At 73.1% G+C, this 24,119-nt stretch carries 19 protein-coding genes; 9 read left to right on the forward strand and 10 right to left on the reverse strand.

The window, feature by feature from the left end; all coding sequences use genetic code 11:
• The first annotated feature begins 85 nt into the window (after positions 1-85).
• The 6 genes from xylB (at position 86) to AB0E02_RS13100 (ending at position 8,334) form a co-directional block, all read left to right on the forward strand.
• Positions 86-1,516: a xylulokinase gene (xylB, locus tag AB0E02_RS13075; protein ID WP_362138309.1), complete on the forward strand. Its 1,431-nt coding sequence runs from the start codon at positions 86-88 to the stop codon at positions 1,514-1,516.
• Between the two features lie 169 nt (positions 1,517-1,685).
• The gene (locus AB0E02_RS13080) at positions 1,686-2,972 is read left to right on the forward strand and encodes an ROK family protein (protein WP_362138311.1); all 1,287 of its coding nucleotides are present in this window, start codon (positions 1,686-1,688) and stop codon (positions 2,970-2,972) included.
• 154 nt (positions 2,973-3,126) lie between these two features.
• On the forward strand, positions 3,127-4,539 hold the full coding sequence (locus tag AB0E02_RS13085; protein WP_362138456.1) for a family 2B encapsulin nanocompartment shell protein: 1,413 nt from the start codon (positions 3,127-3,129) through the stop codon (positions 4,537-4,539).
• A gap of 106 nt (positions 4,540-4,645) precedes the next feature.
• Positions 4,646-6,061, forward strand: a complete 1,416-nt coding sequence (locus AB0E02_RS13090; RefSeq protein WP_362138313.1) for a family 2B encapsulin nanocompartment shell protein — start codon at positions 4,646-4,648, stop codon at positions 6,059-6,061.
• Positions 6,062-6,301: 240 nt separating this feature from the next.
• Positions 6,302-6,943 (forward strand): N-acetylmuramoyl-L-alanine amidase, encoded by a 642-nt coding sequence (locus AB0E02_RS13095; protein WP_362138316.1) that lies wholly within the window; start codon positions 6,302-6,304, stop codon positions 6,941-6,943.
• A gap of 149 nt (positions 6,944-7,092) precedes the next feature.
• Positions 7,093-8,334, forward strand: coding sequence for a phosphodiester glycosidase family protein (locus AB0E02_RS13100; RefSeq protein ID WP_362138318.1), 1,242 nt, complete (start codon positions 7,093-7,095; stop codon positions 8,332-8,334).
• 111 nt (positions 8,335-8,445) lie between these two features.
• Here AB0E02_RS13100 and AB0E02_RS13105 read toward each other — a convergent pair whose 3' ends face one another.
• The 3 genes from AB0E02_RS13105 to AB0E02_RS13115 all read right to left on the reverse strand — a co-directional run bounded on the left by AB0E02_RS13105 (position 8,446) and on the right by AB0E02_RS13115 (position 10,277).
• Positions 8,446-8,835, reverse strand: coding sequence for a hypothetical protein (locus tag AB0E02_RS13105; protein WP_362138320.1), 390 nt, complete (start codon positions 8,833-8,835; stop codon positions 8,446-8,448).
• 69 nt (positions 8,836-8,904) lie between these two features.
• Positions 8,905-10,086 (reverse strand): MFS transporter, encoded by a 1,182-nt coding sequence (locus tag AB0E02_RS13110; RefSeq protein WP_362138322.1) that lies wholly within the window; start codon positions 10,084-10,086, stop codon positions 8,905-8,907.
• Complete coding sequence (locus AB0E02_RS13115; RefSeq protein ID WP_261954615.1) at positions 10,083-10,277, reverse strand: hypothetical protein; 195 nt, start codon at positions 10,275-10,277, stop codon at positions 10,083-10,085. The genes AB0E02_RS13110 and AB0E02_RS13115 overlap by 4 nt, the downstream gene beginning before the upstream one ends.
• Positions 10,278-10,516: 239 nt before the next feature.
• Here AB0E02_RS13115 and AB0E02_RS13120 point away from each other — a divergent pair, with 239 nt between their 5' ends.
• Together AB0E02_RS13120 and lysX are read left to right on the forward strand one after the other, a co-directional pair.
• Positions 10,517-11,206 (forward strand): Ig-like domain-containing protein, encoded by a 690-nt coding sequence (locus tag AB0E02_RS13120; RefSeq protein ID WP_362138326.1) that lies wholly within the window; start codon positions 10,517-10,519, stop codon positions 11,204-11,206.
• Positions 11,207-11,210: 4 nt separating this feature from the next.
• Positions 11,211-14,528 carry a bifunctional lysylphosphatidylglycerol synthetase/lysine--tRNA ligase LysX gene (gene lysX, locus AB0E02_RS13125; protein ID WP_362138328.1) on the forward strand — a complete coding sequence of 1,106 codons (3,318 nt, stop codon included), beginning with the start codon at positions 11,211-11,213 and terminating at the stop codon, positions 14,526-14,528.
• A gap of 77 nt (positions 14,529-14,605) precedes the next feature.
• On the opposite strand, the gene AB0E02_RS13130 is transcribed toward lysX, so the two are convergent.
• From AB0E02_RS13130 to AB0E02_RS13150, 5 genes are all read right to left on the reverse strand, one after another.
• The gene (locus AB0E02_RS13130; RefSeq protein ID WP_362138331.1) at positions 14,606-15,649 is read right to left on the reverse strand and encodes a 2-hydroxyacid dehydrogenase; all 1,044 of its coding nucleotides are present in this window, start codon (positions 15,647-15,649) and stop codon (positions 14,606-14,608) included.
• 70 nt (positions 15,650-15,719) lie between these two features.
• Positions 15,720-16,346 carry a histidine phosphatase family protein gene (locus AB0E02_RS13135; RefSeq protein ID WP_362138333.1) on the reverse strand — a complete coding sequence of 209 codons (627 nt, stop codon included), beginning with the start codon at positions 16,344-16,346 and terminating at the stop codon, positions 15,720-15,722.
• Positions 16,343-17,866, reverse strand: coding sequence for an FGGY family carbohydrate kinase (locus AB0E02_RS13140; RefSeq protein ID WP_362138335.1), 1,524 nt, complete (start codon positions 17,864-17,866; stop codon positions 16,343-16,345). Before AB0E02_RS13140 ends, AB0E02_RS13135 begins: the two co-directional genes overlap by 4 nt.
• Entirely contained in the window at positions 17,859-19,442 is a 1,584-nt protein-coding gene (locus AB0E02_RS13145) for an FGGY-family carbohydrate kinase (protein WP_362138337.1), read from the reverse strand. The genes AB0E02_RS13140 and AB0E02_RS13145 overlap by 8 nt, the downstream gene beginning before the upstream one ends.
• Before the next feature lie 13 nt (positions 19,443-19,455).
• On the reverse strand, positions 19,456-20,760 hold the full coding sequence (locus tag AB0E02_RS13150; protein WP_362138339.1) for an MFS transporter: 1,305 nt from the start codon (positions 20,758-20,760) through the stop codon (positions 19,456-19,458).
• Between the two features lie 267 nt (positions 20,761-21,027).
• Between AB0E02_RS13150 and AB0E02_RS13155 the strand changes: the two genes are divergently transcribed.
• Positions 21,028-21,810, forward strand: a complete 783-nt coding sequence (locus tag AB0E02_RS13155) for a DeoR/GlpR family DNA-binding transcription regulator (protein WP_362138341.1) — start codon at positions 21,028-21,030, stop codon at positions 21,808-21,810.
• A gap of 137 nt (positions 21,811-21,947) precedes the next feature.
• Here the strand turns inward: AB0E02_RS13155 and AB0E02_RS13160 are convergent, their stop codons facing one another.
• Positions 21,948-23,129, reverse strand: a complete 1,182-nt coding sequence (locus AB0E02_RS13160) for an acyl-CoA dehydrogenase family protein (RefSeq protein WP_362138344.1) — start codon at positions 23,127-23,129, stop codon at positions 21,948-21,950.
• A complete protein-coding gene (locus tag AB0E02_RS13165) occupies positions 23,126-24,094 on the reverse strand; it encodes a 3-hydroxyacyl-CoA dehydrogenase NAD-binding domain-containing protein (protein ID WP_362138346.1) in 969 nt (322 codons plus the stop codon). The genes AB0E02_RS13160 and AB0E02_RS13165 overlap by 4 nt, the downstream gene beginning before the upstream one ends.
• Positions 24,095-24,119: the final 25 nt, after the last annotated feature.

The following is a 24,119-nucleotide window of genomic DNA, read 5'->3' on the forward strand; positions in this document are numbered from 1 at the left end:
GCACACCGGGGAACCCCCTGGAAGCAGACCGTGCGAGCAGGCTCCGCAGTCTTCGTGGCAGCGGGCCGCCAAGGGAGAGAGCACGATGGGCGCACAGGCAGCGGGACCGCTCGTCCTCGGGGTGGACAGCTCGACGCAGTCCACGAAGACGCTGGTCGTGGACGCGGAGACCGGTGTGGTCGTGGCGCGCGGGCAGGCACCGCACACGGTCGGCGGCGGTCCCGGCAAGGAGAGCGACCCCCGGCAGTGGTGGCGGGCGCTGGGCGAGGCGCTGGCGCAGTGCGGGGACGCCGCCCGGCAGGTCTCCGCGGTGTCGGTCGCCGGGCAGCAGCACGGGCTGGTCACGCTGGACGCGGCCGGCGAGCCGGTGCGCCCGGCCCTGTTGTGGAACGACGTCCGCGCCGCCGGCCACAGCGAGCGGCTGATCGCCGAGCGGGGCGGCCCCCGGGCCTGGGCGGACCGGGTGGGGAGCGTGCCGGGCCCGGCGTTCACGGTGGCCAAGTGGGCCTGGCTGCGGGAGACCGAGCCGTCCGCGGCCGCCGCCACCGCCGCGGTGCGGCTGCCGCACGACTACCTCACCGGGCGGCTGACCGGCGAGGCGGTCACCGACCGTGGGGACGCCTCCGGCACGGGCTGGTGGGCCTCGGCCACCGGGGCGTACGACCCGGAGATCCTGGCGCACGTCGGGCTGCCCCCGGAGGCGCTGCCCCGGGTCGCCGGGCCGGGCGAGGCCGCCGGGACGGTGCACGCCGGTGAGCTGCCGCTGCCCCGGGGCGCCCTGGTGGCCGCGGGCACCGGCGACAACATGGCGGCCGCGCTCGGCCTCGGCCTGCGCCCCGGACAGCCGGTGCTGAGCCTGGGCACCTCGGGTACGGTCTACGCGGTCTCCACCCACCGCCCGGCCGATCCGACCGGCACCGTCGCCGGTTTCGCCGACGCCCGGGGCGACTGGCTGCCGCTGGCCTGCACCCTGAACTGCACGCTCGCGGTGGACCGGGTGGCGGCGCTGCTGGGCCGCGACCGGGAGGCCGTGGAGGCGGGCGGCGAGGTGGTGATGCTGCCGTTCCTCGACGGGGAGCGCACGCCGAATCTGCCCGGGGCGTCGGGCCTGGTGCACGGACTGCGGCACGGCACCACGGCCGGGCAGCTGCTCCAGGCCGCCTACGACGGTGCGGTGTTCGCGCTGCTGCGGGCGCTGGAGCAGGTGCTGGACGCGGACGCCGCGGCCGGGACGCCGCTGCTGCTGATCGGCGGCGGCGCGAAGGGCCGGGCCTGGCGGGAGACGGTCCGCCGGCTCTCCGGCCGCCCGGTGGTGGTGCCCGAGGCCCAGGAGCTGGTCGCGCTCGGCGCGGCGGCCCAGGCGGCCGGGCTGCTGCTGGGCGAGGACCCCGCGGCGGTGGCCCGCCGGTGGGGCACCGCGCGCGGCACGGAGTACGAGGCCCAGCCGCGGGACGACGCCGCCCTGGACCGGCTGGCCGCCACCCTCACCGACGCGGACGCCCTGCTGCGGCGCTGAATCCCGCCGCTGAGTCCTCGGCCGTACCGATCCGCCGGTACCGATCCGCCGGTGCGGTCCGCCCGTACGCACCCGCCCTGCCGCCCTGCGGTGGCCCGGGCGCCCCCTGCCGTGACACCGACGCCTCCCTCACGCCGGGGGACTCGGCCCGACACCTCCAAGGAGACCCGTGACCCCGCCCGGCAACGACACCCAGGCCGGCATCCGGCGGCGCAACCTCGCCCGGGTGCTGCAGACCGTGGCCGCGCACGGGCCGCTGTCACGGCCGGCGGTGGCGGCGCGGATCGGGCTGACCCGGGCGGGCGTGGCGCCGCTGGTGGACGAGCTGCTGCGGGCCGGGCTGCTGGCCGAGTCGGGGCCGGCGGCGCCCCGCGGCCGGGGCCGGCCGGGGAGCGAACTGGTGGTCAGCGACCGCGGCCCGGCGGGGCTCGGGGCGGAGATAGGCGTGGATCACCTCGCGGTGTGCGCGATCGATCTGCGCGGCCGGATACGGGCCCGGGCGGCGGTCGGCGCGGCGAACCGGAACAGCGCGCCCGGGCCCGTACTGGAGCGGCTCGTGGCGCTGCTCGCGGAGGTGACCGGGCGGATCGCCGCGGAGGGGCTGCGGCCCGCCGGACTCGCGGTGGCGGTGCCGGGGCTGGTGGCCCGCGGCGGGACGACCGTGGTGCACGCGCCCAACCTCGGCTGGCGGGCGGCGGACCTGGCGCCGGGCCTGGCCCCGGTGACGGCCCCGGCGAGCTCCCCGGCCGTGCCGCTGACCGTGGAGAACGAGGCGAATCTGGGGGCGCTGGCCGAACTGCGGCCGGCCGGTGCGGACGGCGGGCGACCGGGACCGCCGCCGGACTTCGTCCATGTCTCGGCCGAGGCCGGGATCGGCGCGGCGGTCGTGGTGGACGGCCAACTGCTGCGTGGTGCCCGGGGGTTCGCCGGTGAGCTGGGCCATGTGCCGGTGTATCCGGACGGCCGCCGGTGCGACTGCGGCGGCCGCGGGTGCCTGGAGCAGTACGCGGGGGAAGAGGCCGTGCTGCGGGCGAGCGGGGCGACGGCCGGGCGGGCGGCGGCCGGGAAGGCGGGGCCGGGGGCCCGGATCGCGCTGCTCGCCCGCCGCGCGGCCGACGGCGACCCGGCCACCGTACGGGCCCTGGCGGACGCGGGGACGGCGCTCGGCATCGCGCTCGCCGGAGCGGTGAATCTGCTCGACCCGCGGGCGGTCGTCCTGGGTGGTGCGCTGGCCGGGCTCGCGCCCTGGGTCCTGCCGTCGCTGGAACGGGAACTGACGCTGCGTACGGCCGTGGCGGCGGATCCGGCGCGGGCCGGCGGACCGGCCGTGACGGTGTCGCGACTGGGGGCGGACGGGCCGCTGCTGGGGGCGGCGCACGCGGCACTGCGGGCGGTCCTGGACGACCCCCTCCGTTCCTGCGCCCCGGCTGACTCTCCCCCGGTCAGAACCCGCTAAACCTTTCCATGGAAAGAGATTTCCATGCCACCCCATCGAGCGATTGTGCCGATAAAAAGCACACGACTACCGTCGGATCGGCGGGCTGCCGAGAAACCGCTGCGCATCGCTTCCTGGGCAGTCCCGCATCGCACCCTCCCATGAGACAGGTGGCATTGTGACGATTGCCGACGAATCGCATCCCAGCAGTGCGGAAGAATCCCAGAATTCCAGCCTGAGTACCACCGCCGCACGGAATTTGGCGACCACCACCAAAACCGCCCCACAGATGCAGGGAATCACTTCCCGCTGGCTGCTGCGGTTGTTGCCCTGGGTGCAGGTGTCGGGCGGCACTTACCGGGTGAACCGCCGGCTGACCTACACCGTCGGCGACGGGCGCATCGACTTCGACATCAACGGCGGCGACGTCTCGGTCATCCCGGAGGAACTGCGCGAACTGCCCGCCCTGCGGGACTTCACCGACCAGGAGGTGCTGGCGGCGCTCGGCGAGCGGTTCACACAGACCGAGTACGCGCCCGGCGAGCTGATCGCCGAGGCCGGCACGCCGGACGACCGGCTGGTCCTGATCGCGCACGGCCGGGTGGACCGCATCGGCACCGGCAAGTACGGCGACGCGACGGTGCTGGAAGCGCTGGCGGGGGGTGACCACTTCGGCACCGGTCCGCTCGAAGCCGAGGAAGCGACCTGGGAGTTCAGCTACCGGGCCGTGACCCGGGTGACGGTCATGGCGCTGCCGCGCCCGGCGGGCCAGGAGGTGATCGACCGCTCCCCCGGGCTGCGCGAGCATCTGGCGACGGCCGACCGCTCCGCCTCCCGGCCGGCGAACGACAGCGGCGAATCGGCGGTCGCGGTGGCGTCCGGGCACCAGGGCGAGCCGGCCCTGCCCGGCACCTTCGTCGACTACGACGCGGCGCCGCGGGAGTACGAACTCAGCGTGGCCCAGACCGTGCTGCGCACGCACAGCCGGGTCGGCGACCTCTACAGCGACCCGATGAACCAGGTCGAGGAGCAGCTGAAGCTCACGATCCAGGCGCTGCGCGAGCGCCAGGAACACGAGATGATCAACAACCGCGAGTTCGGGCTGCTGCACAACGCCGACCTCAAGCAGCGCATCCACACCCGCACCGGACCGCCCACCCCCGACGACCTCGACGAGCTGCTCGCGACGGTCTGGAAGGACCCGGGCTTCCTGCTCGCCCATCCGCAGGCCATCGCCGCCTTCGGCCGGGAGTGCAGTGCCCGCGGGCTGTATCCGACCGCGGTGGATTTCATGGGGCATTCGCTGCCGTCCTGGCGCGGGGTACCGATCTTCCCGTGCAACAAGATTCCGGTCACCAAGGAACGCACCAGCTCGATTCTGCTGCTGCGCACCGGCGAGGAAAAGCAGGGCGTGGTCGGTCTGCAGCAGACCGGAATTCCCGATGAATACGAGCCGGGGCTGTCGGTGCGCTATATGGGTATCGACGACCGGGCGGTCCTCAAGTATCTGGTCAGCGCCTACTATTCCGCGGCCATTCTCGTGCCCGATGCGCTGGGCGTGCTGGAAGACGTGCAGATCGGCCACTGACCGGCCGCCGCAGGCACAGCACGACAGCACGCGCATCCGCACGTATCCGCACGCACCCGGTAGCACCGGCCCAGCGCAGCACCGACAGAACAGGTGAGCTTCTTCCATGACCACATCGGTGGACCCGACGTCCGGCCCGCAGCCCTCCGAGGTCGAGCAGAATCCGTCCAGCCTGGGCACCGCCGCAGCCCGCAATCTGGCGACCACGACCAAGACCGTGCCGCAGATGCAGGGGATCTCCTCCCGGTGGCTGCTGCGCATCCTGCCGTGGACCCAGGTCTCCGGCGGCACCTACCGCGTCAACCGCCGACTGACGCACACCCTCGGCGACGGGCGGATCGAGTTCGTCTCGACCGGCACCGACGTCCGGGTGATCCCGGCCGAGCTGCGCGAACTGGCACCGCTGCGCGGCTATGACCACGCCCTGACCCTGGAGACGCTGGCCGGCCGCTTCGTACAGCGGGAGTTCGCCCCCGGCGATGTGCTGGCCCGCAGGGGTGGTCCGACCGACCGGGTCATCCTGATCGCGCACGGCAAGCTGGACCGGCTCGGCGCCGGCAAGTACGGCGACGAGACGTCCCTGGGCACGCTGGCCGACGGTGATGCCATCGGCGCGGCGGCGCTGCTGTCCGCGGACGCGGAGTGGGAGCACTCCGTGCGTGCGGTGACCCGGGTGACCGCACTGACCCTCTACCGCAGTGACTTCGAGGCGGTGCTGGGCGATTCCGATTCCCTGCGGGCGCACATCGAGGCGTTCCGTACCGCGCTGGCGCCCGCGCAGAACAAGCACGGTGAGGCGGCCATCGAGCTGGCCGCCGGCCATGTCGGCGAGCCGGTGCTGCCGGGCACCTTCGCGGACTACGAACTGACGCCGCGGGAGTACGAACTCAATGTGGCACAAACGGTGTTGAAGGTGCACTCGCGGGTCGCCGACCTCTACAACGGGCCGATGAACCAGCTGGACCAGCAGCTGCGGCTGACCGTGGAGGCGCTGCGCGAGCGCCAGGAACACGAGATGATCAATAACCGCGAGTTCGGGCTGCTGCACAACGCCGACCTCAAGCAGCGCATCCACACCCGCAACGGACCGCCCACCCCCGACGACCTCGACGAGCTGATCTCGCGGCGCCGCAAGACGCAGTTCCTGCTGGCCCATCCGCGCACCATCGCCGCCATCGGGCGGGAGTGGAACGCCCGGGGGATCTACCCCTGCACCGTGCCGTTCGAGGGCGGGGAGGTGCGGGCCTGGCGGGGCATTCCGCTGCTGCCCTGCAACAAGATCCCGATCACCCCGGACCAGACCAGCTCGATCCTGGCCCTGCGCGTCGGCGAGGAGAACCAGGGCGTGATCGGGCTGCACCAGACCGGCATCCCGGACGAGTACAAGCCCGGCCTGTCCGTCCGCTTCATGGGCATCAACGACCAGGCGGTCATCAACTACCTGGTCAGCGCGTACTTCTCGGCGGCCGTGCTGGTGCCGGACGCGCTGGGCGTGCTGGAGGACGTCGAGATCGGTCACTGAACCGGCGGCGCACCGCCGTCCGTGCCGCGTCCGGGTCCGTCCCTCCAGGGGCCCGGGCACGGCACCCGGGTGACGGCCGATCAGGTGCGTCCCGGCTCGTGACCTGCACCGTTACCGCCTTTGGTCGAGCCATTGGCGGCCCGGCCATGCCCTTGGCAGGACCTGCCCGGTTGCGCATGATGAACGCATCGCATGTGCGTGACATGTACGCGACCACCCTCGGTCTTGTCAGGAGTTCACATGGAGCCCCGCCACCCCCGCCCCGCCCGCCGGCATCTGCTCTCCGGCGCGGCCGCACTCGCCGCTGCCGCCGCACTCGCCCCGGTCACCGCGTCCGCCGCCCTGGCCGACCCGCACCCCCGGACACCGCACGGCGGCAACGGCTACCCCCCGGTCGAATGGATCCCGGCCAGCACGTCCAACTTCACCACCGCGCGCCGCCCGGACCAGTACCCGATCGAGATGGTCGTGATCCATGTGACGCAGGAGACCTACGAGGACACCCTCCGGCTGTTCCAGAACCCCGCGCACAAGGCCGCCGCCCACTACGTCGTCCGCTCCTTCGACGGCCACCTCGCCCAGTGCGTCAGCGAGCGCAACGTCGCCTGGCACGCCGGCAATTGGGACTACAACACCCGCAGCATCGGCATCGAGCACGAGGGCTGGATCGACGACCCGACGTGGTTCACCGACACCCTCTACGAGCACTCCGCCCGGCTCACCGCCGCCGTCTGCGACCGCTACGGGATCCCCAAGGACCGCGAGCACATCATCGGCCACGTCGAGGTGCCCGGCTCCGACCACACCGACCCGGGCGAGTACTGGGACTGGGCGCGCTATCTGCAGCTGGTCACCGAGGCCTCCTGGCGGCACAGAAGATGACCGGGCGACACGACGGCCGTTCCGCGGGTGTACCGATTCATGACATTTCCAGGTCATAGTGAACGGTCCATAGTGGGGCGTGCCGTGTGCACGTGGCGCGGTGAACGTCTCCGGTACCCGGTGCAATTGACGTGACGTCAGGGGCAATCGTGAAGCAGCGATTCGGTCGGGTTCGCGTGGTACTGACGGTGCTGGTGGTGTCGGGCGTGCTGGCCGGCGGCGGGATGGCGGGCGGCGCCCCGGCCACCGCGGCGGGCACCTCCCTCACCCGCTCCGATGCCCTGCCGGTGGCGCCCGGTGTGGCGTACGGCGAGTTCCGGATGACGCTGCCGCGCGGGGTGGTGCACGGGCATCTGCTGACGGTCGATCTGGGCGATCCCCGGGTGTCGGTGGACCTGCTGTACCCGGGCGTGGTCGGGGCCCGGGCGCCGGTGTCCCGGCTGGCCGCGGCGCGGGGCGCGGTGGCGGCCGTCAACGGGGACTTCTTCCACATCACCGAGACCCAGCACCCGGGCGTGGCGGCCACCGGCGCCCCGGACGGCCCGGCCGTGGTCTCCGGCCGCCAGCTGAAGGCGGCGGTCCCCGACGGGCAGCGCTTCGGTCCCGTACTGCCGCCGGGCGCCAGTACCGAGGACGTCCTCGGCGTGGGCTACGACCGCCGGGCGCGGCTGGACCGGCTCACCCTGCACGGCGTCGCACTGACCCCCGAGGGCGGGCTGCCGCTGCGCGGGCTCAACCAGTACGCGCTGCCGGTGGACGGCATCGGCGCGTACACCCCGCAGTGGGGTCCGGCGTCCCGGGAGCGGGCCGTCTGCGGGACGGACACCGAGCGGGCGGCGCCGTGCAGCACGGACACCGCGGAGGTGACGGTCCGGTACGGCCGGGTGACGGCGATCGAGGACACGCCGGGCGCCGGCGGGGTGGCGGCGGGGAGCGTGGTGCTGGTGGGTCGGGAGGAGGGCGCGCGGCAGTTGCGCAAGCTGCACCTCGGCGAGCCGCTGCGGGTGGGCTACCGGCTGGCCGGCGAGGGGCCGGTGCCGCTGCGGTTCGCGGTGGGCGGTTTCCCGATCGTCCGGGACGGCCGGCCGGTGGCCGGGCTGGACACCGTCGCGGTGGCGGTGCGGACCGCCGCGGGGATCGCGCCCGGCGGGCGGGTGCTGTACCTGCTGGCGCTGGACGGCGCACGCGGTCAGACCGGCCTGACGGTGAATGAACTGGGCGCCCTCATGGCGGAGTTGGGATCCGAGGAGGCGATGAATCTGGACGGCGGTGGGTCCTCGACGCTGGTGACCGACGACGGCACCGGCGACGGGGTCGTGGTCCGCAACCATCCGTCGGGCGGGGCGGAGCGCCCGGTGGCGAACGGCGTGGGGATCTTCTCCTTCGGGTGAGTGTCGCCCTCATCGGCGCGGGCCGGTGACGCCTTGCGGAGCGGAGCGTGGTCTCGGTGAGCGCGGTCAGCCGGGCCGAGACCGGCGCCTGGTCCTCGCGGTGGTGGTTGATCAGCCGGTACTGGGCGGAAGCTTTGGTCCAGGCCCGCAGGCTGGTGGATTGCCCAGCAGGGTGGGGTGGGCTGGGTAGTGGTCGGCCATGGCGGTCGCGAGCTCGTCGATCCTCGGGTCGTCCGGTTCCCAGGTCTCGGCCTCCCGGCCGCGCTGGATCAGCTCGATGTACCCGTGGTCGTCGAGCCCGTGCTCAAGCTGGGTCAGGAAGCCGTCGAAGCCCTCCGGCACCAGGGCCTCGCGTTGCGCGGCCACGCAGTCGGGACCGAGACCGAGGCCGGCCATCCGGTCCAGGATCGCGCAGGCGCGGTCCGGCAGCAGGGCCCGGTCGCCGTCGGCGAGCCGGTGCAGCGTGTCACGGCGCGCGGTCAGGTCCGCGATCCGGCCCACAGGTACGGATCGGAGCGGGGCCGGAACTGCTCGGCCCCGGGCCCGCCGCCGGTCACGCCCGCCCGGCGGTTACGCAGTCCCGGCGCGCCCGGCTCCCGCGGTGCGCATGCGGCCGACGGCGTATGCGCAGCCGGCCAGCGCCAGGTCGGAGAGCAGCAGGAAACCGATCGAGTAGCTGCCCTTGGCGCTGTAGACGGCGCCCATGACCAGCGGCGGGACGAAGCCGCCGAGGCCGCCGGCGGCGCCGACGATGCCGGTGACGGCGCCGACCCGGGGCTGTGGTGTCACCCGGGAGACCAGGGCGAAGACCGAGCCGCCGGCCGCGCCGAGGCCGGCCGCCATGACGAGGAAGCCGACCGTGCCGACCGGGTCCAGCGGCGGGTCGAAGGCCTGGACGACGGCGAGCACGGCGACCGTGCCGAGCGCCCAGGCGGTGACGACGGCCGGGTGCAGCCGGTCCGCGCACCAGCCGCCGACCGGCCGGAAGGCCACCGTGACCAGGGCGAAGCCGGCCGCCTTGGTGCCCGCGTCGGCGGCGTCGAGGTGGTACCAGGTCTGCAGGTACGTGGGGAGGTAGACGCCGAACGCGACGATGCCGCCGAAGCCGATCGCGTACAGCGCGGCCAGCTCCCAGGTGACGCGCAGCCGGCCGGCCCGGCCCAGCCGGGTGGCGAGCGAGGCCTCGGGCACCGGCCGGCCCGGGTGGTCGTTGATCATCAGGGCGCCGACGACGGCGAAGAGGGCGAGCCCCACGGCGACGACGAGGTAGGGCAGGTTCTCGTCGTAGCGGTGGATGCGGGGGGTCAGATAGCCGGAAAGGGCGATGCCGCCCATGCCCATACCGAAGATCCCCAGGGCCAGCCCCCGTTTGCGGGGCGGGAACCAGGCGTTGACGAGCGGGATGCCGATGGCGACGGTGGTGCCGCCCAGGCCGAGCAGGAAGCCGGTGCCGAGCAGGGCGGCGTAGGAGTGCTTGGCGGGGATCAGCAGCAGCACGGGCACGATGGTCAGCGTCGAGACCAGCGGGAACATCACCCGGGCGCCATAGCGGTCGGTGAGCGCGCCGACCGGAACCCCGCCCAGGGAGCCGACCAGTACCGGCATCGCCACCAGGGCCGACACCTGGAGGTGGGTCAGGCCGAGGCTGCTCCTGAAGGCGTTGCCGAGCGGGGCGATGAGGTTCCACGCCCAGAAGGTGATCGTGAAGCCGAGGGTGGCGACCGCGAGGTTCCGGTAGGCCGCCAGGGTCACGGGCGCACGCTGCTCACCACGTCGGCGGCGCCGGCCAGCCCCTGGTGGATGTCCGGGGCCAGGCTGCTGCTCGCGAGGTAGAAGCCGAGCAGGGCGCACACGAGGGCGTGCGAGAACTTGAGCTTTCCGCTGCGCAGGAAGATCACGGTCAGGGTCAGCAGCAGCAGCACGACCGAGATGGAAATAGCCATGGGACGCACACCTCCTCAACCGCCGCCCGAACGGACGGCAAGGGGTGGCCAGTTTGGCGTATTTCGGGGTATGTCCGGTTCGCGGCCCGATGCTCCATCCGGGTGTTCACTACGGGTCACCGGGCAGGGGGAGACCCGGCCGTCGTGACGTGGATCACCTCACTCCCCGCAACGGAGTCGCAGCATTGCCCGTCTTAGCGGCCGACATCTCCGCCCTCCCTCACCCCAGACGGACACCCATGCCCCTTCGCCCCTCCCCCCGCCGCAGGCCCTGGCGCACCGCGCTGGCCCTCGCCGGGGTGGTCGGCGCGGGCACGCTCACCGCATGCGGCGGCCCGGCGCCGGGCGCCCAGGGCGCTGCGGTGCGGGTGACGCTGGGCGCGGCGAACGGGACCCGGACCGTCCGGGCCGGCGACCGGCTGCGGGTGACCGCCGAGGGCGGGGTGCTGACCGAGGTGACGGTCTCCGATCCCCGGGGGCGGCGGCTGCCCGGCGGTCTCGGCGGCGGCGGAACCGTATGGACCGCCCGCGCGCCGGCCGCGCCGGACACCCGGTACTCCGTCCTCGCCCGGACGAAGGACGGCCAAGGCGGCCTCGGCGCGGCCAAGGAGTCACTGACGACCGCGACGGCGGCCCGGCTCGACGCACCGGTGGTCGCGCCGGACGGGGCGGGTTCCGGCGGCGGCCGTCACGTCGCGCAGGACCCTCACCTGAACTTCACGATCGGCCGGACATGCACCGACTCGGCTACGGAGCGGGATTGTGGCAAGGTCCGGGTGGGTGAACCCAGTACAGTCACCGCATCCTCCGTACGAGGGAAAGACGATACGACCATCGGGATCGGAGACTGGAATGCCGAGCCCATGGCCGGTGGGCGGGGAACCGCACCCTCGCGTCGAGCAGCTGACCCCTTTCAGAGCCTAGTGTGACGGAATGAGCACCGTGCAGGACCAGGATCAACTCACGGGGTGGCGGCGCTTCCGGCGCCGCGTCCCGAACGGCTTCGCCATCATCTTCAGCGTGCTGGGGCTCTTCTGCGCCCTGACGGCGCTGATCGGGCCCCTCCGGCGCGGACTCCATCCGGTGATCTACTGGCTGGACACGCTCACCATCCCGGTGCAGCCCAACTTCGCCTACGCGGTGTTCCTCTTCCTCCTGGCCGCGGCGATGACCGCGCGCAAACGCGTGGCACTGTGGTTCGTCGTCGCCTACATGGTGCTGGTCACCCTGGCCGACGCCCTGTTCCTGGCCGCGGGCTACTGGGAGTTCGCCTTCTCGCTGGTGCTGTGCGCCGGTGCGCTGGTGCTGCTGCTGGTCTCGCACCGCGAGTTCTACGCGATCACCCGGCGCGGTGCGTTCCTGCGCGCCATCGGGGTGCTGATCGGCGGGCTCGTGGTGGCGGTGCTGATCGGCTGGGGTCTGGTGACGCTGGCGCCCGGCACCCTGGAGGCCGGCGGCGGCAACCGCCTGCTGTGGGCGGCGAACCGGGTCTGCGGCGGGCTGGTCGGCGGCCGGCTGGTCGAGGGCCATCCGCCGCACTGGACCAGCACCGTCCTCGGCCTGCTGGGTGCGCTGGCGCTGCTGAACGCGGCCCTGACGCTGTTCCGTTCGCAGCGCATGGAGGCCGCGCTGCACGGTGACGAGGAGGCCCGGATCCGGGCGCTGCTGGAGCGTTACGGCAGCCAGGACTCGCTCGGCTACTTCGCCACCCGCCGCGACAAGGCCGTCGTCTTCTCCGCCAGCGGCAAGGCCGCCGTCACCTACCGCGTCGAGGCCGGCGTCTGCCTGGCCAGCGGTGACCCGGTCGGTGACCGGGAGGCGTGGACGCAGGCGATCGAGGCCTGGCTGGAGGTCGCCGGACGGTACGGCTGGCAGCCAGCCGTGATGGGTGCGAGCGAGAGCGGCGCCAAGGCGTTCGCCCGCAGCGGGCTGGGCGCGCTCCAGCTCGGCGACGAGGCGATCCTGCACGTGAAGGACTTCGACCTGGACGGCCGGGAGATGCGGGTGACCCGCCAGGCCGTCAACCGCGTCGAGCGGACCGGCGCGAGCTTCCGGGTACGCCGGCACTCCGCGCTGACCGACGAGGAGATGCAGGAGGTCATCCACCGGGCGGACGCCTGGCGGGACACCGAGACCGAGCGCGGCTTCTCGATGGCGCTGGACCGGCTCGGCGACCCGGAGGACGGGGACTGCCTGCTGGCCGAGGCGTTCGACGGCGACGGCAACATGATCGCGCTGCTGTCCTTCGTCCCCTGGGGCCCGGACGGCATCTCGCTGGACGTGATGCGCCGCGACCGCACCGCGCCCAACGGCGTCATGGAGTTCATGGTGGCCCGGCTCTGCGCCCAGGCCGGGTCGTTCGGGGTGCGCCGGATCTCGCTGAACTTCGCGGTGTTCCGCTCCGCCTTCGAGGAGGGCGCGCGGATCGGCGCCGGCCCGGTGCTGAAGTTCTGGCGCCGGCTGCTGCTGTTCTTCTCCAAGTGGTGGCAGCTGGAGGCTCTGTACCGCTCCAACGCCAAGTACAACCCCGAGTGGTACCCGCGGTTCCTGTGCTACGCGGACGCCGGCGCGCTGGCCCGGATCGGCCTGGCCTCCGGTATCGCCGAGGGCTTCGTGGCCGTACCGAGCCTGGGCAAGCTGTGGGGCAAGGGCCACAAGAAGCGGATGCTGGCCCCGGCGAGCACCGCCGGCCTGCCGTCGCTGGACGAGCTCGGGCTGGTCCAGGCGCCGCCGGCCACCGAGGAGGAGCTGCACGAGCGGGAGCTGGCCGCGCTGCCCGAGCAGGTGCGGGTCCGACACCGCAAGCTGGAGCGGCTGCGGGCGGACGGCACCGACCCGTACCCGGTGGGCGTGGTGCGCACGCACACCCTGGGCGAGGTCCGCGCCGAGCACCCGGAACTCGCGGCCGGGGTCCGGACCGGCAAGTCCGTCAGCATCGCCGGCCGGGTGCTGCGCACCCGCGACCACGGCGGTGTGCTCTTCGCCGAACTGCGGGACTGGTCCGGTGACCTGCAGATCGCGCTGACCCGGGACGGCACCGGCAAGGAGCTGCTGGACCGGTTCGGGTCGGACATCGACCTGGGCGACCACGTCGAGGCCGAGGGCGAGATCGGCGCCAGCGACCGCGGTGAGCTGACGGTGTTCGTCACGCAGTGGCGGCTGACCGCCAAGTGCCTGCGGCCGCTGCCCGACAAGCGGCGCGGACTGTCCGACCCGGAGGCCAAGGTCCGCCAGCGCTATGTGGACCTGGTCGTCTCGCCGGACGCCCGGGAGACCGTACGGGCCCGCAGCACGGCCGTGCAGGCACTGCGGCAGGGGCTGATCGACCGGGGTTACCTGGAGGTCGAGACGCCGATGCTCCAGCAGATCCACGGCGGCGCCAACGCCCGCCCGTTCCACACCCACATCAACGCCTACGACCTCGACCTGTATCTGCGCATCGCGCCGGAGCTGTACCTGAAGCGGCTGTGTGTGGGCGGTATGGAGAAGGTCTTCGAGATGGGGCGGACGTTCCGCAACGAGGGCATCTCGTACAAGCACAACCCCGAGTTCACGATGCTGGAGGCGTACCAGGCGTTCGCCGACTACGACGTGATGCTCGACCTGACCCGGGAGCTGATCCAGGGTGCGGCGATCTCCGCGTTCGGCAGCGCCACCGCCCGCAAGGCGGACGCCAACGGCAAGCTCGTCGAGCACGACATCTCGGGGATCTGGCCGGTCAAGACCGTTTACGGCGCGATCTCCGAGGCGCTCGGCGAGGAGGTCGACGCGGACACCGAGGTGGACCGGCTGCGCCGGCTGTGCGGTGCCGCGGCGGTGCCGGTGAAGCCGGAGATGGGCCGCGGCGACATCGTGCTGGAGATGTACGAGCGCCTGGTGGAGGAGAAGACCCAGCTCCCCACGTTCTACAAGGACTTCCCCACCGACGTCTCGCCGCTGACCCGGCAGCACCGCAAGGACCCGCGGCTCGCCGAGCGCTGGGACCTGGTCGCGTTCGGCACCGAACTGGGCACCGCCTACTCGGAGCTGACCGACCCGGTCGAGCAGCGGCGGCGGCTGACCGCGCAGTCGCTGCTGGCGGCCGGCGGTGACCCGGAGGCGATGGAGCTGGACGAGGACTTCCTGCAGGCCCTGGAGTACGCGATGCCGCCGACCGGTGGTCTGGGCATCGGCGTGGACCGACTGGTGATGTTCCTGACCGGTCTGTCGATCCGCGAGACGCTGCCGTTCCCGCTGGTCCGGCGGCGCTGAGCCGGACCCGGCGAGGAAGGACGCGAGAAGGCCACCACCCTTGAGGTGGTGGCCTTCTCGCATGCCGTGGAGTTTCCTCAACTGCCTTGGAGGACCTCAGGGTTGGCGCAGTGCACCAGCGCCTCGCCGCGCAGGTGGCGGCCGACCTCCTCGGCGACGATCCGGGCCGCCTTGTGCGCGACCTCCTGGCTGCCGCCCGCGATGTGCGGGGTGAGCACCACGCCGGGGGCGGTCAGCAGCCGGGAACCGGCCGGCAGCGGCTCCTCGGGGAAGACGTCGAAGGCCGCGCCGGCCAACTGCCCGGCGTCCAGGGCGTCGCACACCGCGTCGTAGTCGAGGAGCGCGCCGCGGGCGCAGTTGACCAGGATCGCACCACGGCGCATCGCGGCGATCTGCTTGCGGCCGATCATGCCGCGGGTCTCGTCGGTGACCCGGGCGTGCAGGGAGACGATGCGGGAGCGGCCGAGCAGTTCGTCGAGGGTGACCTGCTCGGCGACGCCGGCCAGCGCCTCGGGACGGACGTAGGGGTCGTGGACCAGGACGTGGGCGCCCATCGCGGTGAGGACCTTGGCGACCCGGCTGCCGATGGCGCCGTAGCCGATCAGGCCGACGGTGGCGCCGTCGATCTCGATGCCGCAGCGGTCGTAGTCGTAGTAGTCGCCCCGCCAGACGCCGCGGCGCAGGTCGGTGTGGGTGTCGCCGACGCCGCGGGCGGCGGCCAGCATCAGGGTGAGGGTGTGCTCGGCGGTGGCGGTGGCGTTGCGGCCGGGGGCGTGGCAGACCGGGACGCCGTGCCGGGTGGCGGCCGCGAGGTTGACGTTGACCGGGCCGCCGCGGCTGGTGCAGAACAGTTTGAGGTCGGGGCAGTGGGCGAGGATCCGTTCGGTGAGCGGGCCGTGTTCGGTGACGCAGATCTCGACGCCGCGCAGTGCCTCGATCATCTCGTCCTCGGTGCCGGAGGCCTCGATGACCTCTCCGACCGGGCCGAAGGGGGTGTGCGGCCAGTCGTAGCGCAGTTCGCGGATGTCCAGCGGGGTGTCCCCGGCGGCCGCGCGCACGGCCTCGGCGAACAGGCCCGGGCGGATGAAGTGGTTGCCGGCGGCGAGGACGGTGGTGCTCATGGGGTCTTCTTCTCCTGGGGCGGGTGCGTACGGGCGGTGGGCGTACGGGCGGTGCGCGTACGGCAGGTGGTCAGTGGAGGGCGGGGGTCTGGGCGAGGGCCGGGGTGTTGAGGCTCAGCAGCGCGGTGCGGCCGTGCCCGTGGCGGATCTCGGTGAGGGCGCCGTTGTGGAGCCGGGGGAAGACCCGGCGGTAGTCGGCGAGCGGGATGCCCAGCAGGTGGCACAGGAGGATCCGCAGCAGGGTGGAGTGGGCCACGACCAGGATGCGGCCGTCGGGGTGGGCCCCGGCGAGGTCGGCCAGGCAGTCGGCGGCGCGTTCGGCGGCGTGCCGCGGGTGTTCGCCGTCGGGCAGGTGGTGCGCGACCGGGTCGGCGAGGAAGGCAACGACCCGTTCGGGGAAGCGGGTGCGCATCTCGTCCCGGGTCAGGCCCTCGCCCTGGCCGAAGTCGAGCTCGTAGAGCCGTTCGTCGACGTGCGGGGTGAGTCCGCAGGCCGCGGCGGCGGGCGCGGCGGTGAGCCGGGCGCGGGAGAGCGGGGAGCTCCAGATGCCGGTCAGGTGGGCGGTGGTGGCCCAGGTGGCGAGGGTTGCGGCCTGTTCGCGGCCGAGGTCGGTGAGCGGCACGTCGGTGCGGCCGGCGTAGCGGTTCTCCGCGTGCCAGACGGTTTCGCCGTGGCGTACGAGGATGAAGTCGGTCACGGTGCGGCCCTCCTGCGGGCGTGGTCGGCCACGGTCCGGCCGAGCCAGCCACGGCGGGTGAGTTCGTCGACGAAGCGGAGGTAGACGGTCAGGTGGCGGGCGGTGCGGAGCGGGTCCGGGCGGATCTCGCGGTCGATCCGGACCATCGCGGCGGCCGCGTCCGTCAGGCGGGTGCCGTCGGCGGTGGCGGCCAGGACGGCCATGCCGACGGCGGCCTCGGCCTGTTCCGGCAGCCGTACCGGGCGGCCGAGGACATCGGCGCGCAGTTGGCACCAGTAGGCGTTGCGGGCGCCGCCGCCGGTGAGGGTGAGCGGCCCGTCGACCGGTGCGCCGAGGTGGTCGAGGTAGTCGAAGCAGAGCCGTTCGAGGCAGGCCACGCCGAGCAGGTGGGCGTGGAACTCCTCGGCGCGGGTGGCGGGCCGGCCGAGGAGGAAGGGCTCGGCGTCCGGTGCGCGGAAGGGGAAGCGTTCGCCGCCGGTGGAGACCAGGGGGTAGGCGACCGCTGCCGCGGCGTCCGGGTCGAGGGCGGCGGCCCGGGTGGTGAGGGCGTCGAGGTCCTCGCCGGGGAAGTGCCGGGTGAGGACGCCGGCGCCGCTGCTGGAGGCGCCGCCCGGCAGCCAGGTGTCGTCCGGGCCGCGGTGGCAGTAGACGACGCCGGCCGGGTCGCGGACGAGGTGCGCACTGGTGCCCTTGAGGACGAGGGTGGTGCCCAGCACCGCGTTCCAGGCGCCCGGTGCCAGCGCCCCGGCGCCGATCTGTGCGGCGCAGCCGTCGGTCATGCCGGCGACGAGCGGGGTGCCTTCGGGGATGCCGGTGGCCGCGGCGGCCGGGGCGCAGACCGTGCCGAGCACCGTGCCGGGGCGGACGACCTCGGGCAACAGCCCGAGGGGGACGCCGAGTTGCCGCATGACCTCGTCCGGCCAGCGTTCCTCGACGAGGTGGTAGCCGGTCTTGAGGGCGTGGCTGGCGTCGCCGGCGACCTGGTGGCCGGTCAGCCGCCAGGTGATCAGGTCGACCTGGTGCAGCAGCCGGGCGCCGGGCGGTGGTTCGGGACCGTCCGCCAGCAGGGCGACGAGTTTGGGCAGGGCCCAGGTGGGCTGCATGCTGCGGTAGCCGAGTTCCTGCCAGACCGCGGCGCCGGCGGTGTTGACGGCGGTGGCCCGGTCGGCGGCGCGGCCGTCGTCGTACATCAGCCCCGGGGTGAGCGGGGTGCCGTGGGCGTCGGCGAGCAGGATGGTGCCCGAGGTGCCGTCGATCGCCAGGCCGCGGATCCGGCGGGGGTCGAGGCCGGCCAGTGCCTCCCGGCAGGCCGCGGCGAGCGCCTGCCACCACTCCTCGGGGTCCTGTTCGTGCCGGTTTCCGTCGCGCCGGCTGGTCAGCGGGCGGGCGGCGGTGGCGAGGACCCGTCCGGTGCCGTCGACGGCGGCGCAGCGGGCGCTCTGGGTGCCGAGGTCGAGGCCGAGCCAGACGCCGTCGGGATCGGGGACGGTGGCCGGGGCGGGGTGGTGCGGGTCAGACAAGGGTGCCTCCAGGGGCGGCGTCGGGCGTGCCGGCGGGGCGGGCGGGGGCCTCGGTGGGGCGGCCGGGGGCCTCGGCGCGGCGGGTGGTGCTGCCGTGCCAGGCCGCGGTGCCGCGCCAGCCGGCCCCGCGGGCCAGGTCGCGCCAGGCGAGGAAGTCCTCGTACAGCGCGGCGTAGAACTCCGCGCGCTCCGGCTCGGGCTCCCAACTCCGTTGCATCCGGACGTACTTGGCAGCGGCGCTGTGCATGCTGGTCTCGGCGCCGGTGCGGACCAGACCGGTGAGGAAGGCGCCCTTGGCGCCGAGTTCGGTGTCGCCGGAGCGGGCGGTGGGCACCCCGGTGGCGTCGGCGATCAGGGCGCACCAGGCGTCGCTGTTGGCGCCGCCGCCGCACAGCCGGAGTTCTCGGACGTCGGTGCGGGCGGCGGCGAGCGAGTCCCGCAGGACCAGCGAGAGCCCGTCGAAGACCGCGCGGGCCAGGTCGGCGGGGGTGTGTTCCAGGGACAGGCCCCAGAACGAGCCGCGGGCGCCCGGGTCGAGGAACGGGGCGCGCTCGCCCGCCGGGGACAGGTAGGGCAGGAACATCAGCCCGCGCGCCCCCGGCTGCGACTCGAAGGCGAGCTGGGCCAGTTCCGGCGGGCCGGGGAGGTGGAGCAGCCGGGCCGCCCAGCCGAGGACCTCGGCGCCGTTGAGGGTGGGGAAGGCGCGCAGCACCCGCTCCCGGCCGCGGTAGGCGATGTGGATGCCGGACGGTTCGCCGGTGGTGTCGATCCCGGTGGTGACGATCTCGGTGCACAGGGTCGTGCCGAGGATGCTGCAGGCCTGGCCGGGGTTGACCACGCCGACGCCGCGGGCGGTGGCGGCGATGTCGTACGGCGCCATCACGACGGGGAGACCGGCCGGCAGACCGAGTTCGTCCGCGGCCGTGGTGGTGAGTTCGGCGATCCGCCGGTCCTCGGCGAGGACGGTGGGCAGCAGCCGCTCGTACGCGCCGAGGCCGAACAGGTCGATGATCTGCGGGTCGTAGGTGCCGGTGGCGTGGTCGAGGAAGGGGGCGGAGGCGTCGGACTCGTCGCTGGCGCGGACGCCGGTGAAGCGGAGGAAGAGCCAGCCGGCGGCGGTGAGCGAGGTGGCCGAGCGGGCGAGGCGGTCCGGGTCGTGGGCCGCGAGCCAGCTGAAGATCGCGTTGGGCATGCCCGCGCAGGTCAGCGAGCCGTTGCGGCGGAACGCGGCTTCCAGGACGCCGTCCTCCTGCCAGGCGGTGAGTTGGTCCCCGGCGCGGCCGTCGGACCACAGGATCGCGGGTCCGGTGGGGCGGCCGCGGTCGTCGACGAGCCAGGCGCCGTCGCCCTGCGCGGTGAAGGACACCAGCCACACCGGGTCGGCCAGGCCGTCCAGCACGGTGCGGACGGTGTCGACGACCGCGCTCCAGACGCCGTCCATGTCCTGTTCGGCCCAGCCGGGGTGCGGGCGGAGGACCTCGGTGGCGCGGCGGGCGACGGCGATCTCGGTGCCCTGGTCGTCGAAGACCACGGACTTGATCACCGTGGTCCCGACGTCGATGGTCAGTACGGACATCAGTGCGTCCCTCTCATGCCAGGGCCGAGGCGGCGGCGGGCTCGGGGCCGCGCCGCGCGGCGTCGGCGGTACCCGGCTCGTCCGGCAGCTTCAGGAAGTGGGCCAGCGCCCAGCTCACCGCGTACATCCCCGCGAAGATCCAGACCACCCCTTCGACGCCGAGCGGGCCGACGAAGAGCGCGACGACCGCGGGGCCGACGAAGGTGCTGGCGCCCGCGCCGAGGTTCAGGGCGGCCAGTGCCTGGCCCTGGTGCCGTGGCTCCAGAGTGGGCACAAGCGCCGAAAGCGGTACATAACCCGCCAGCGTAGCGCCGTAGAACGCGGCGACCAGGAGGGCCAGCGAGAAGTTCGCGCCGGCGGCGTGCGGGACGTAGAAGAGCAGCAGGGTGCTGAGCGTGCAGCCGGCGCCGCCGAACCAGGCGATGGTGCGGCGCCAGCCGAAGCGGTCCCCGACCACGCCGAACAGCAGGTTGGCGAAGATGTTGGTGGCGAACATCGCGCTGAGCAGGTGCAGCCACTGGGTGAGGGTGAAGCCGACGGTCCGGGTGAAGTGGATCGGCAGGATCACGAAGAAGCCGAACTGGGACGCGGTGTTGATGACCCGGACGACCGAGCCGACCCCGACCCGGGGGTTGCGCCAAAGGATCGTGACGCTGCCGACGAGGGTGGCCACCGGCCCCTGACCGTCGCCGTCCCCGCGCGGCCCTCTGCCGCCGTGGTCGTCCCGGACCAGCAGCAGCGCGATCAGTCCGCCCGCGGCGACCAGCACGAGCGCGGCCCACAGGGTGGCGTAGGCGCCGATGTGCGGGATGAGGCCGCTGGCGACGAGCGAGCCGAGGGTGGGCAGCCCGCCGGTGAAGGCGAACCAGAACCAGCCCATGGCGGTGCCGAGCCGGGCCCGCGGCGCCACCCCGGCGATCCAGACCAGGAAGCCGTACGCGAACAGCGGATAGCCCAGCCCGCGCAGGCCGTAGGCGGACATCATCAGCGGATAGCTGCCCAGCGGGATCGCGACGGTGAGGAAGAGCAGTTGGAAGACGCCCCAGATGCCCAGGCCGGCCCACATCACCCGGCGCGGACCCCACAGGTCGGAGAGCACTCCGGAGAGCCAGGCGGCGATGCCGGCCGCGATCCCGTAGACGGTGAACAGCAGGGCCACCCGGGACTCGGAGAGGTGCTGGTCCAGGAGGTAGGGCGAGAGGTACCCGGACTCGACCCCGTCTCCGATCATGAAGAGCAGCAGCCCGAGATAGCCCCAGGCGAGGGTCGGCGGAATGCCCAGGCGGATGATCGGTGAACGCGGCGGAGAGTTCGTCATCGGAATCTCCCTTTCTGCGGCGGCTGCGGCGGCTCAGCAGGGCGAAGGGGGGTGGACGCAGCGATGGAACCGCCGTGCGGAAAGTGCCGTCAATGGCCGCCGGAATCTTCGCATCACCGCCCCGACCAGCCGTGTTGCGTCCTTGCGGAACCGCATGTGGACACCGTGCCGGGCGGGCGCGCAGTGTGAAATCCGTGCGAACATAACGCGGCGAATTCACCCGGCGGGTGCCCCCGGGGACGCCGCCGGCACGGAGGGAGCGGAGCCATGGACCGGGTCGAGGCCCAGGAGGAACGGCGCCGCCGGATGCGCGAGACCGTCATCGCCCGCGGTTTCGTGCGCACCGCGGACCTGGCCGAGGAGTACGGCATCAGCCTGATGACCGCGCACCGCGATCTGGACGCGCTGCAGGCACAGGGCTGGCTGCGCAAGGTCCGCGGCGGGGCGACCGGGCTGCCGTCCGCGCAGTTCCACGGCAGCGTCGCCGAGCGGATGGCGACCATGGCGCACACCAAGCAGCAGCTGGCGCGGGCCGCCGCGACGCTGCTGGTGCCCGGGCAGACGGTGCTGCTCGACGACAGCACGACCTGTCTGCTGCTGGCCCACCAGGTCTCCGAGCACACCCCGCTGACCGTGATCACCAACTCCCTGCCGGCCATCACCACCCTGGCCAAGGAACCCGGGATCTCCCTGATCACCCTGGGCGGCGCCTACTTCCCCGCCTACGACGCGTTCATGGGCCCGTACACCGCCGACGCGGTACGGGCCTTCCGCGCCGATCTGCTCTTCCTGTCGACCACGGCGGTCACCAACGGCCGCTGCTACCACACCTCACCGGAGACCGTGCAGGTCAAGCGCGCCATGATGGAGAGCGCCGGCCGCCGCATCCTGGTCGCCGACCACACCAAGTTCGCCAAGGGCGGCCTGTACGCGCTGGCCCCGCTGACCGACTTCGACCTCCTGATCGTCGACGACGGCCTGCCGACGGACGAGATCCGACGGGTCCGCGCGGCGGGCACGGAGGTGATGGTGGTGGAGGGGCGGGGGTAGCCGACCCGTTCCGCACGGGGTGGCCGAACGGGGTGGCCGACCCGTCCCCGCACGCCGTCCGCCCCTCCCCCGCCGTGCGCAGGAGGAGGGGCGGTCACCGGGTCGCGAAGGGGCGCGACGGGGACGTACGGCGAGGGTCACACGAAGGCGCTCTGGCCGGTGATCGCCTTGCCCACGATGAGGGTGTTCATCTCGCGGGTGCCCTCGAACGAGTAGATGGCCTCGGCGTCGGCGAAGAAGCGGGCGACGTCGTAGTCGAGCACGATGCCGTTGCCGCCGAAGATCTCCCGGCTCCAGGCCACCACCTCCCGCATCCGGCTGGTGACGAACGCCTTGGCCAGCGAGGAGTGTTCGTCCCGGAAGATGCCCGCTTCCTGGAGGCGGGCGAGCTGGACGAGCATCCCCCAGGAGGCGGTGATGTTCCCGAGGCTCTTCACGAGCAGGTCCTGCACCATCTGGAAGCGGGCGATCGGCCGGCCGAACTGCTTGCGCTCCTTGGCGTAGGCGAGCGCGAGTTCGTACGCGCCGGTCATCACGCCCAGCGCCTGCCAGGCGACCCCGCTGCGGGTGGCCCGCAGGATCTCCGCGACGTCGCGGAAACCGTCGATCCGCTGGAGCCGGTCGGCCTCGGGCACCCGTACGTCGGTGAGGGTGATGTCGGCGTTCTCGACGATGCGGAACGCGGTCTTGTTCTGGATCTTGGTGGCGGTGAAGCCGGGCGTGCCCTTCTCCACCACGAAGCCCTTGACGTGGTCGTCGGCCTCGTCGCGCGCCCAGACGACGACCAGGTCGGCGAAGGTGCCGTTGCCGATCCACCGCTTGGCGCCGTTGAGGATCCAGTGGTCGCCGTCCCGCCGGGCGGTGGTGCGCATCCCGCCGGCCACGTCGGAGCCGCCGAGCGGCTCGGTCATGGCGAACGCGCCGATCGTGTCCAGGGCCGCCATCGAGGGGAGCCAGCGGTCCCGCTGCTCCTGGTCGCCGCCGCGGAAGATGCTGTACATGGCCAGTCCGTTGTGGACCCCGTAGAAGGTCGCGGACGAGGCGTCGATGCGGGTGTACTCCATCGCGAGCATGCCGACCAGCAGATGGCTGGCCGCGGGCAGCGGGTCGCCGTAGCCCTCGTAGGCGATCCCGGCGAGGCCCAACTCGCGGAACTTTCCGATCAGTTCACGGGGGAACTCGCCCTTCGCCCAGGCGTCGTTGACCAACGGCTTCACCTCGCGGCCGAGGAAGTCGCGGGCGTGCAGCAGCAGCTTGCGCTCCTCTTCGGGCAGCAGGTCCTCGTATCCGTAGAAGTCTGCGGTGAGTTGGTCGGTCATGACCGGGTCTCCTGGTTCGGTGCGGTGGTGGTGTCGGTGTTCAGGGCGGCGAGGACGGCGAGTTGTTTGCGGTCGCGTTCCCGGGTGAGTTCGCCGTACGGGCGGGAGCCGTAGGCGCCTTCGACGGCGGCGATGAGCCGTTCGGTCTGCTCGGGGCTCTGTTGGGGACTGCCCAGGGAGTCCCACATCCGCCGCATCGAGGGGCCGATGTGCTCGGCCATGTGCCGGTAGCCGCCGGGGCCGCCGCCGAGATGGGCACCGAGGAACGGCCCCACCGTCGACCAGCGCAGGCCGAGCGAGTTGACCACGATCGTGTCCAGCTCGGCGGGGCCCACCACGCCCTGTTCGACGAGGTGGATCGCCTCGCGGCTGAGCGCGTTCTGGAGGCGGTTGCCGACGAACCCGGCGATCTCCTTGCGTTCGACCACCGGCACCCGGCCCACCGACCGGTAGAACGCGACCGCACGGCTCACCGCGTCCTCCGACGTACGCGCGCCGGGCACCACCTCGACCAGCGGTACGAGGTGCGGCGGGTTGAAGGGATGGCCGATCAGTACGCGTCCGGCGCCGGCGTCGTCGAGGTCCCCGGTGAACGCGCTGGACGGGATGGCGGACGACGAGCTCAGCAGGAGCGCGTGCGGCGGTGCCGCGCGCACCAGGGTGGCGAAGAGTTCCTGCTTGAAGGCGGTGTTCTCGGGGCCGTTCTCCTGCACGACGTCGGCGTCGCGCACGGCCGCGGCGAGGTCGCCGACCGGCTCGACCCGTTCGGCGAGGTTCCCGATGTCCAGGCCCTGCCGGGCCAGTTGCGGGGCGGCCTCGGTCAGTGCGCCGTCCAGGGCGGCCGCGAGGTCGGGGCGCGGGTCGCTGACGCGTACCCGCATGCCGTGGCCGGCGAACAGGGCGGCCCAGGAGAGCCCGATGGTCCCGGCTCCGATCACCGCCACGGTGGGGTGGGTTGTGGTCATGACTGCTGGTGTCCGTTTCTCTCCG

It is taken from the genome of Streptomyces sp. NPDC048196 (assembly GCF_040652715.1).
GTDB classification, from domain to species: Bacteria; Actinomycetota; Actinomycetes; order Streptomycetales; family Streptomycetaceae; genus Streptomyces; species Streptomyces siderophoricus.

Bases quoted from the DNA above. Each gene is read 5' to 3' on its own strand.
- AB0E02_RS13120 (WP_362138326.1), top strand. From the start codon at position 10,517: ATGCCCCTTCGCCCCTCCCCCCGCCGCAGGCCCTGGCGCACCGCGCTG.
- AB0E02_RS13095 (WP_362138316.1), top strand. From the start codon at position 6,302: ATGGAGCCCCGCCACCCCCGCCCCGCCCGCCGGCATCTGCTCTCCGGC.
- AB0E02_RS13165 (WP_362138346.1), bottom strand. From the start codon at position 24,094: ATGACCACAACCCACCCCACCGTGGCGGTGATCGGAGCCGGGACCATC.
- AB0E02_RS13130 (WP_362138331.1), bottom strand. From the start codon at position 15,649: ATGAGCACCACCGTCCTCGCCGCCGGCAACCACTTCATCCGCCCGGGC.
- AB0E02_RS13115 (WP_261954615.1), bottom strand. From the start codon at position 10,277: ATGGCTATTTCCATCTCGGTCGTGCTGCTGCTGCTGACCCTGACCGTG.
- xylB (WP_362138309.1), top strand. From the start codon at position 86: ATGGGCGCACAGGCAGCGGGACCGCTCGTCCTCGGGGTGGACAGCTCG.
- AB0E02_RS13150 (WP_362138339.1), bottom strand. From the start codon at position 20,760: ATGACGAACTCTCCGCCGCGTTCACCGATCATCCGCCTGGGCATTCCG.
- lysX (WP_362138328.1), top strand. From the start codon at position 11,211: ATGAGCACCGTGCAGGACCAGGATCAACTCACGGGGTGGCGGCGCTTC.
- AB0E02_RS13090 (WP_362138313.1), top strand. From the start codon at position 4,646: ATGACCACATCGGTGGACCCGACGTCCGGCCCGCAGCCCTCCGAGGTC.
- AB0E02_RS13160 (WP_362138344.1), bottom strand. From the start codon at position 23,129: ATGACCGACCAACTCACCGCAGACTTCTACGGATACGAGGACCTGCTG.
- AB0E02_RS13145 (WP_362138337.1), bottom strand. From the start codon at position 19,442: ATGTCCGTACTGACCATCGACGTCGGGACCACGGTGATCAAGTCCGTG.
- AB0E02_RS13155 (WP_362138341.1), top strand. From the start codon at position 21,028: ATGGACCGGGTCGAGGCCCAGGAGGAACGGCGCCGCCGGATGCGCGAG.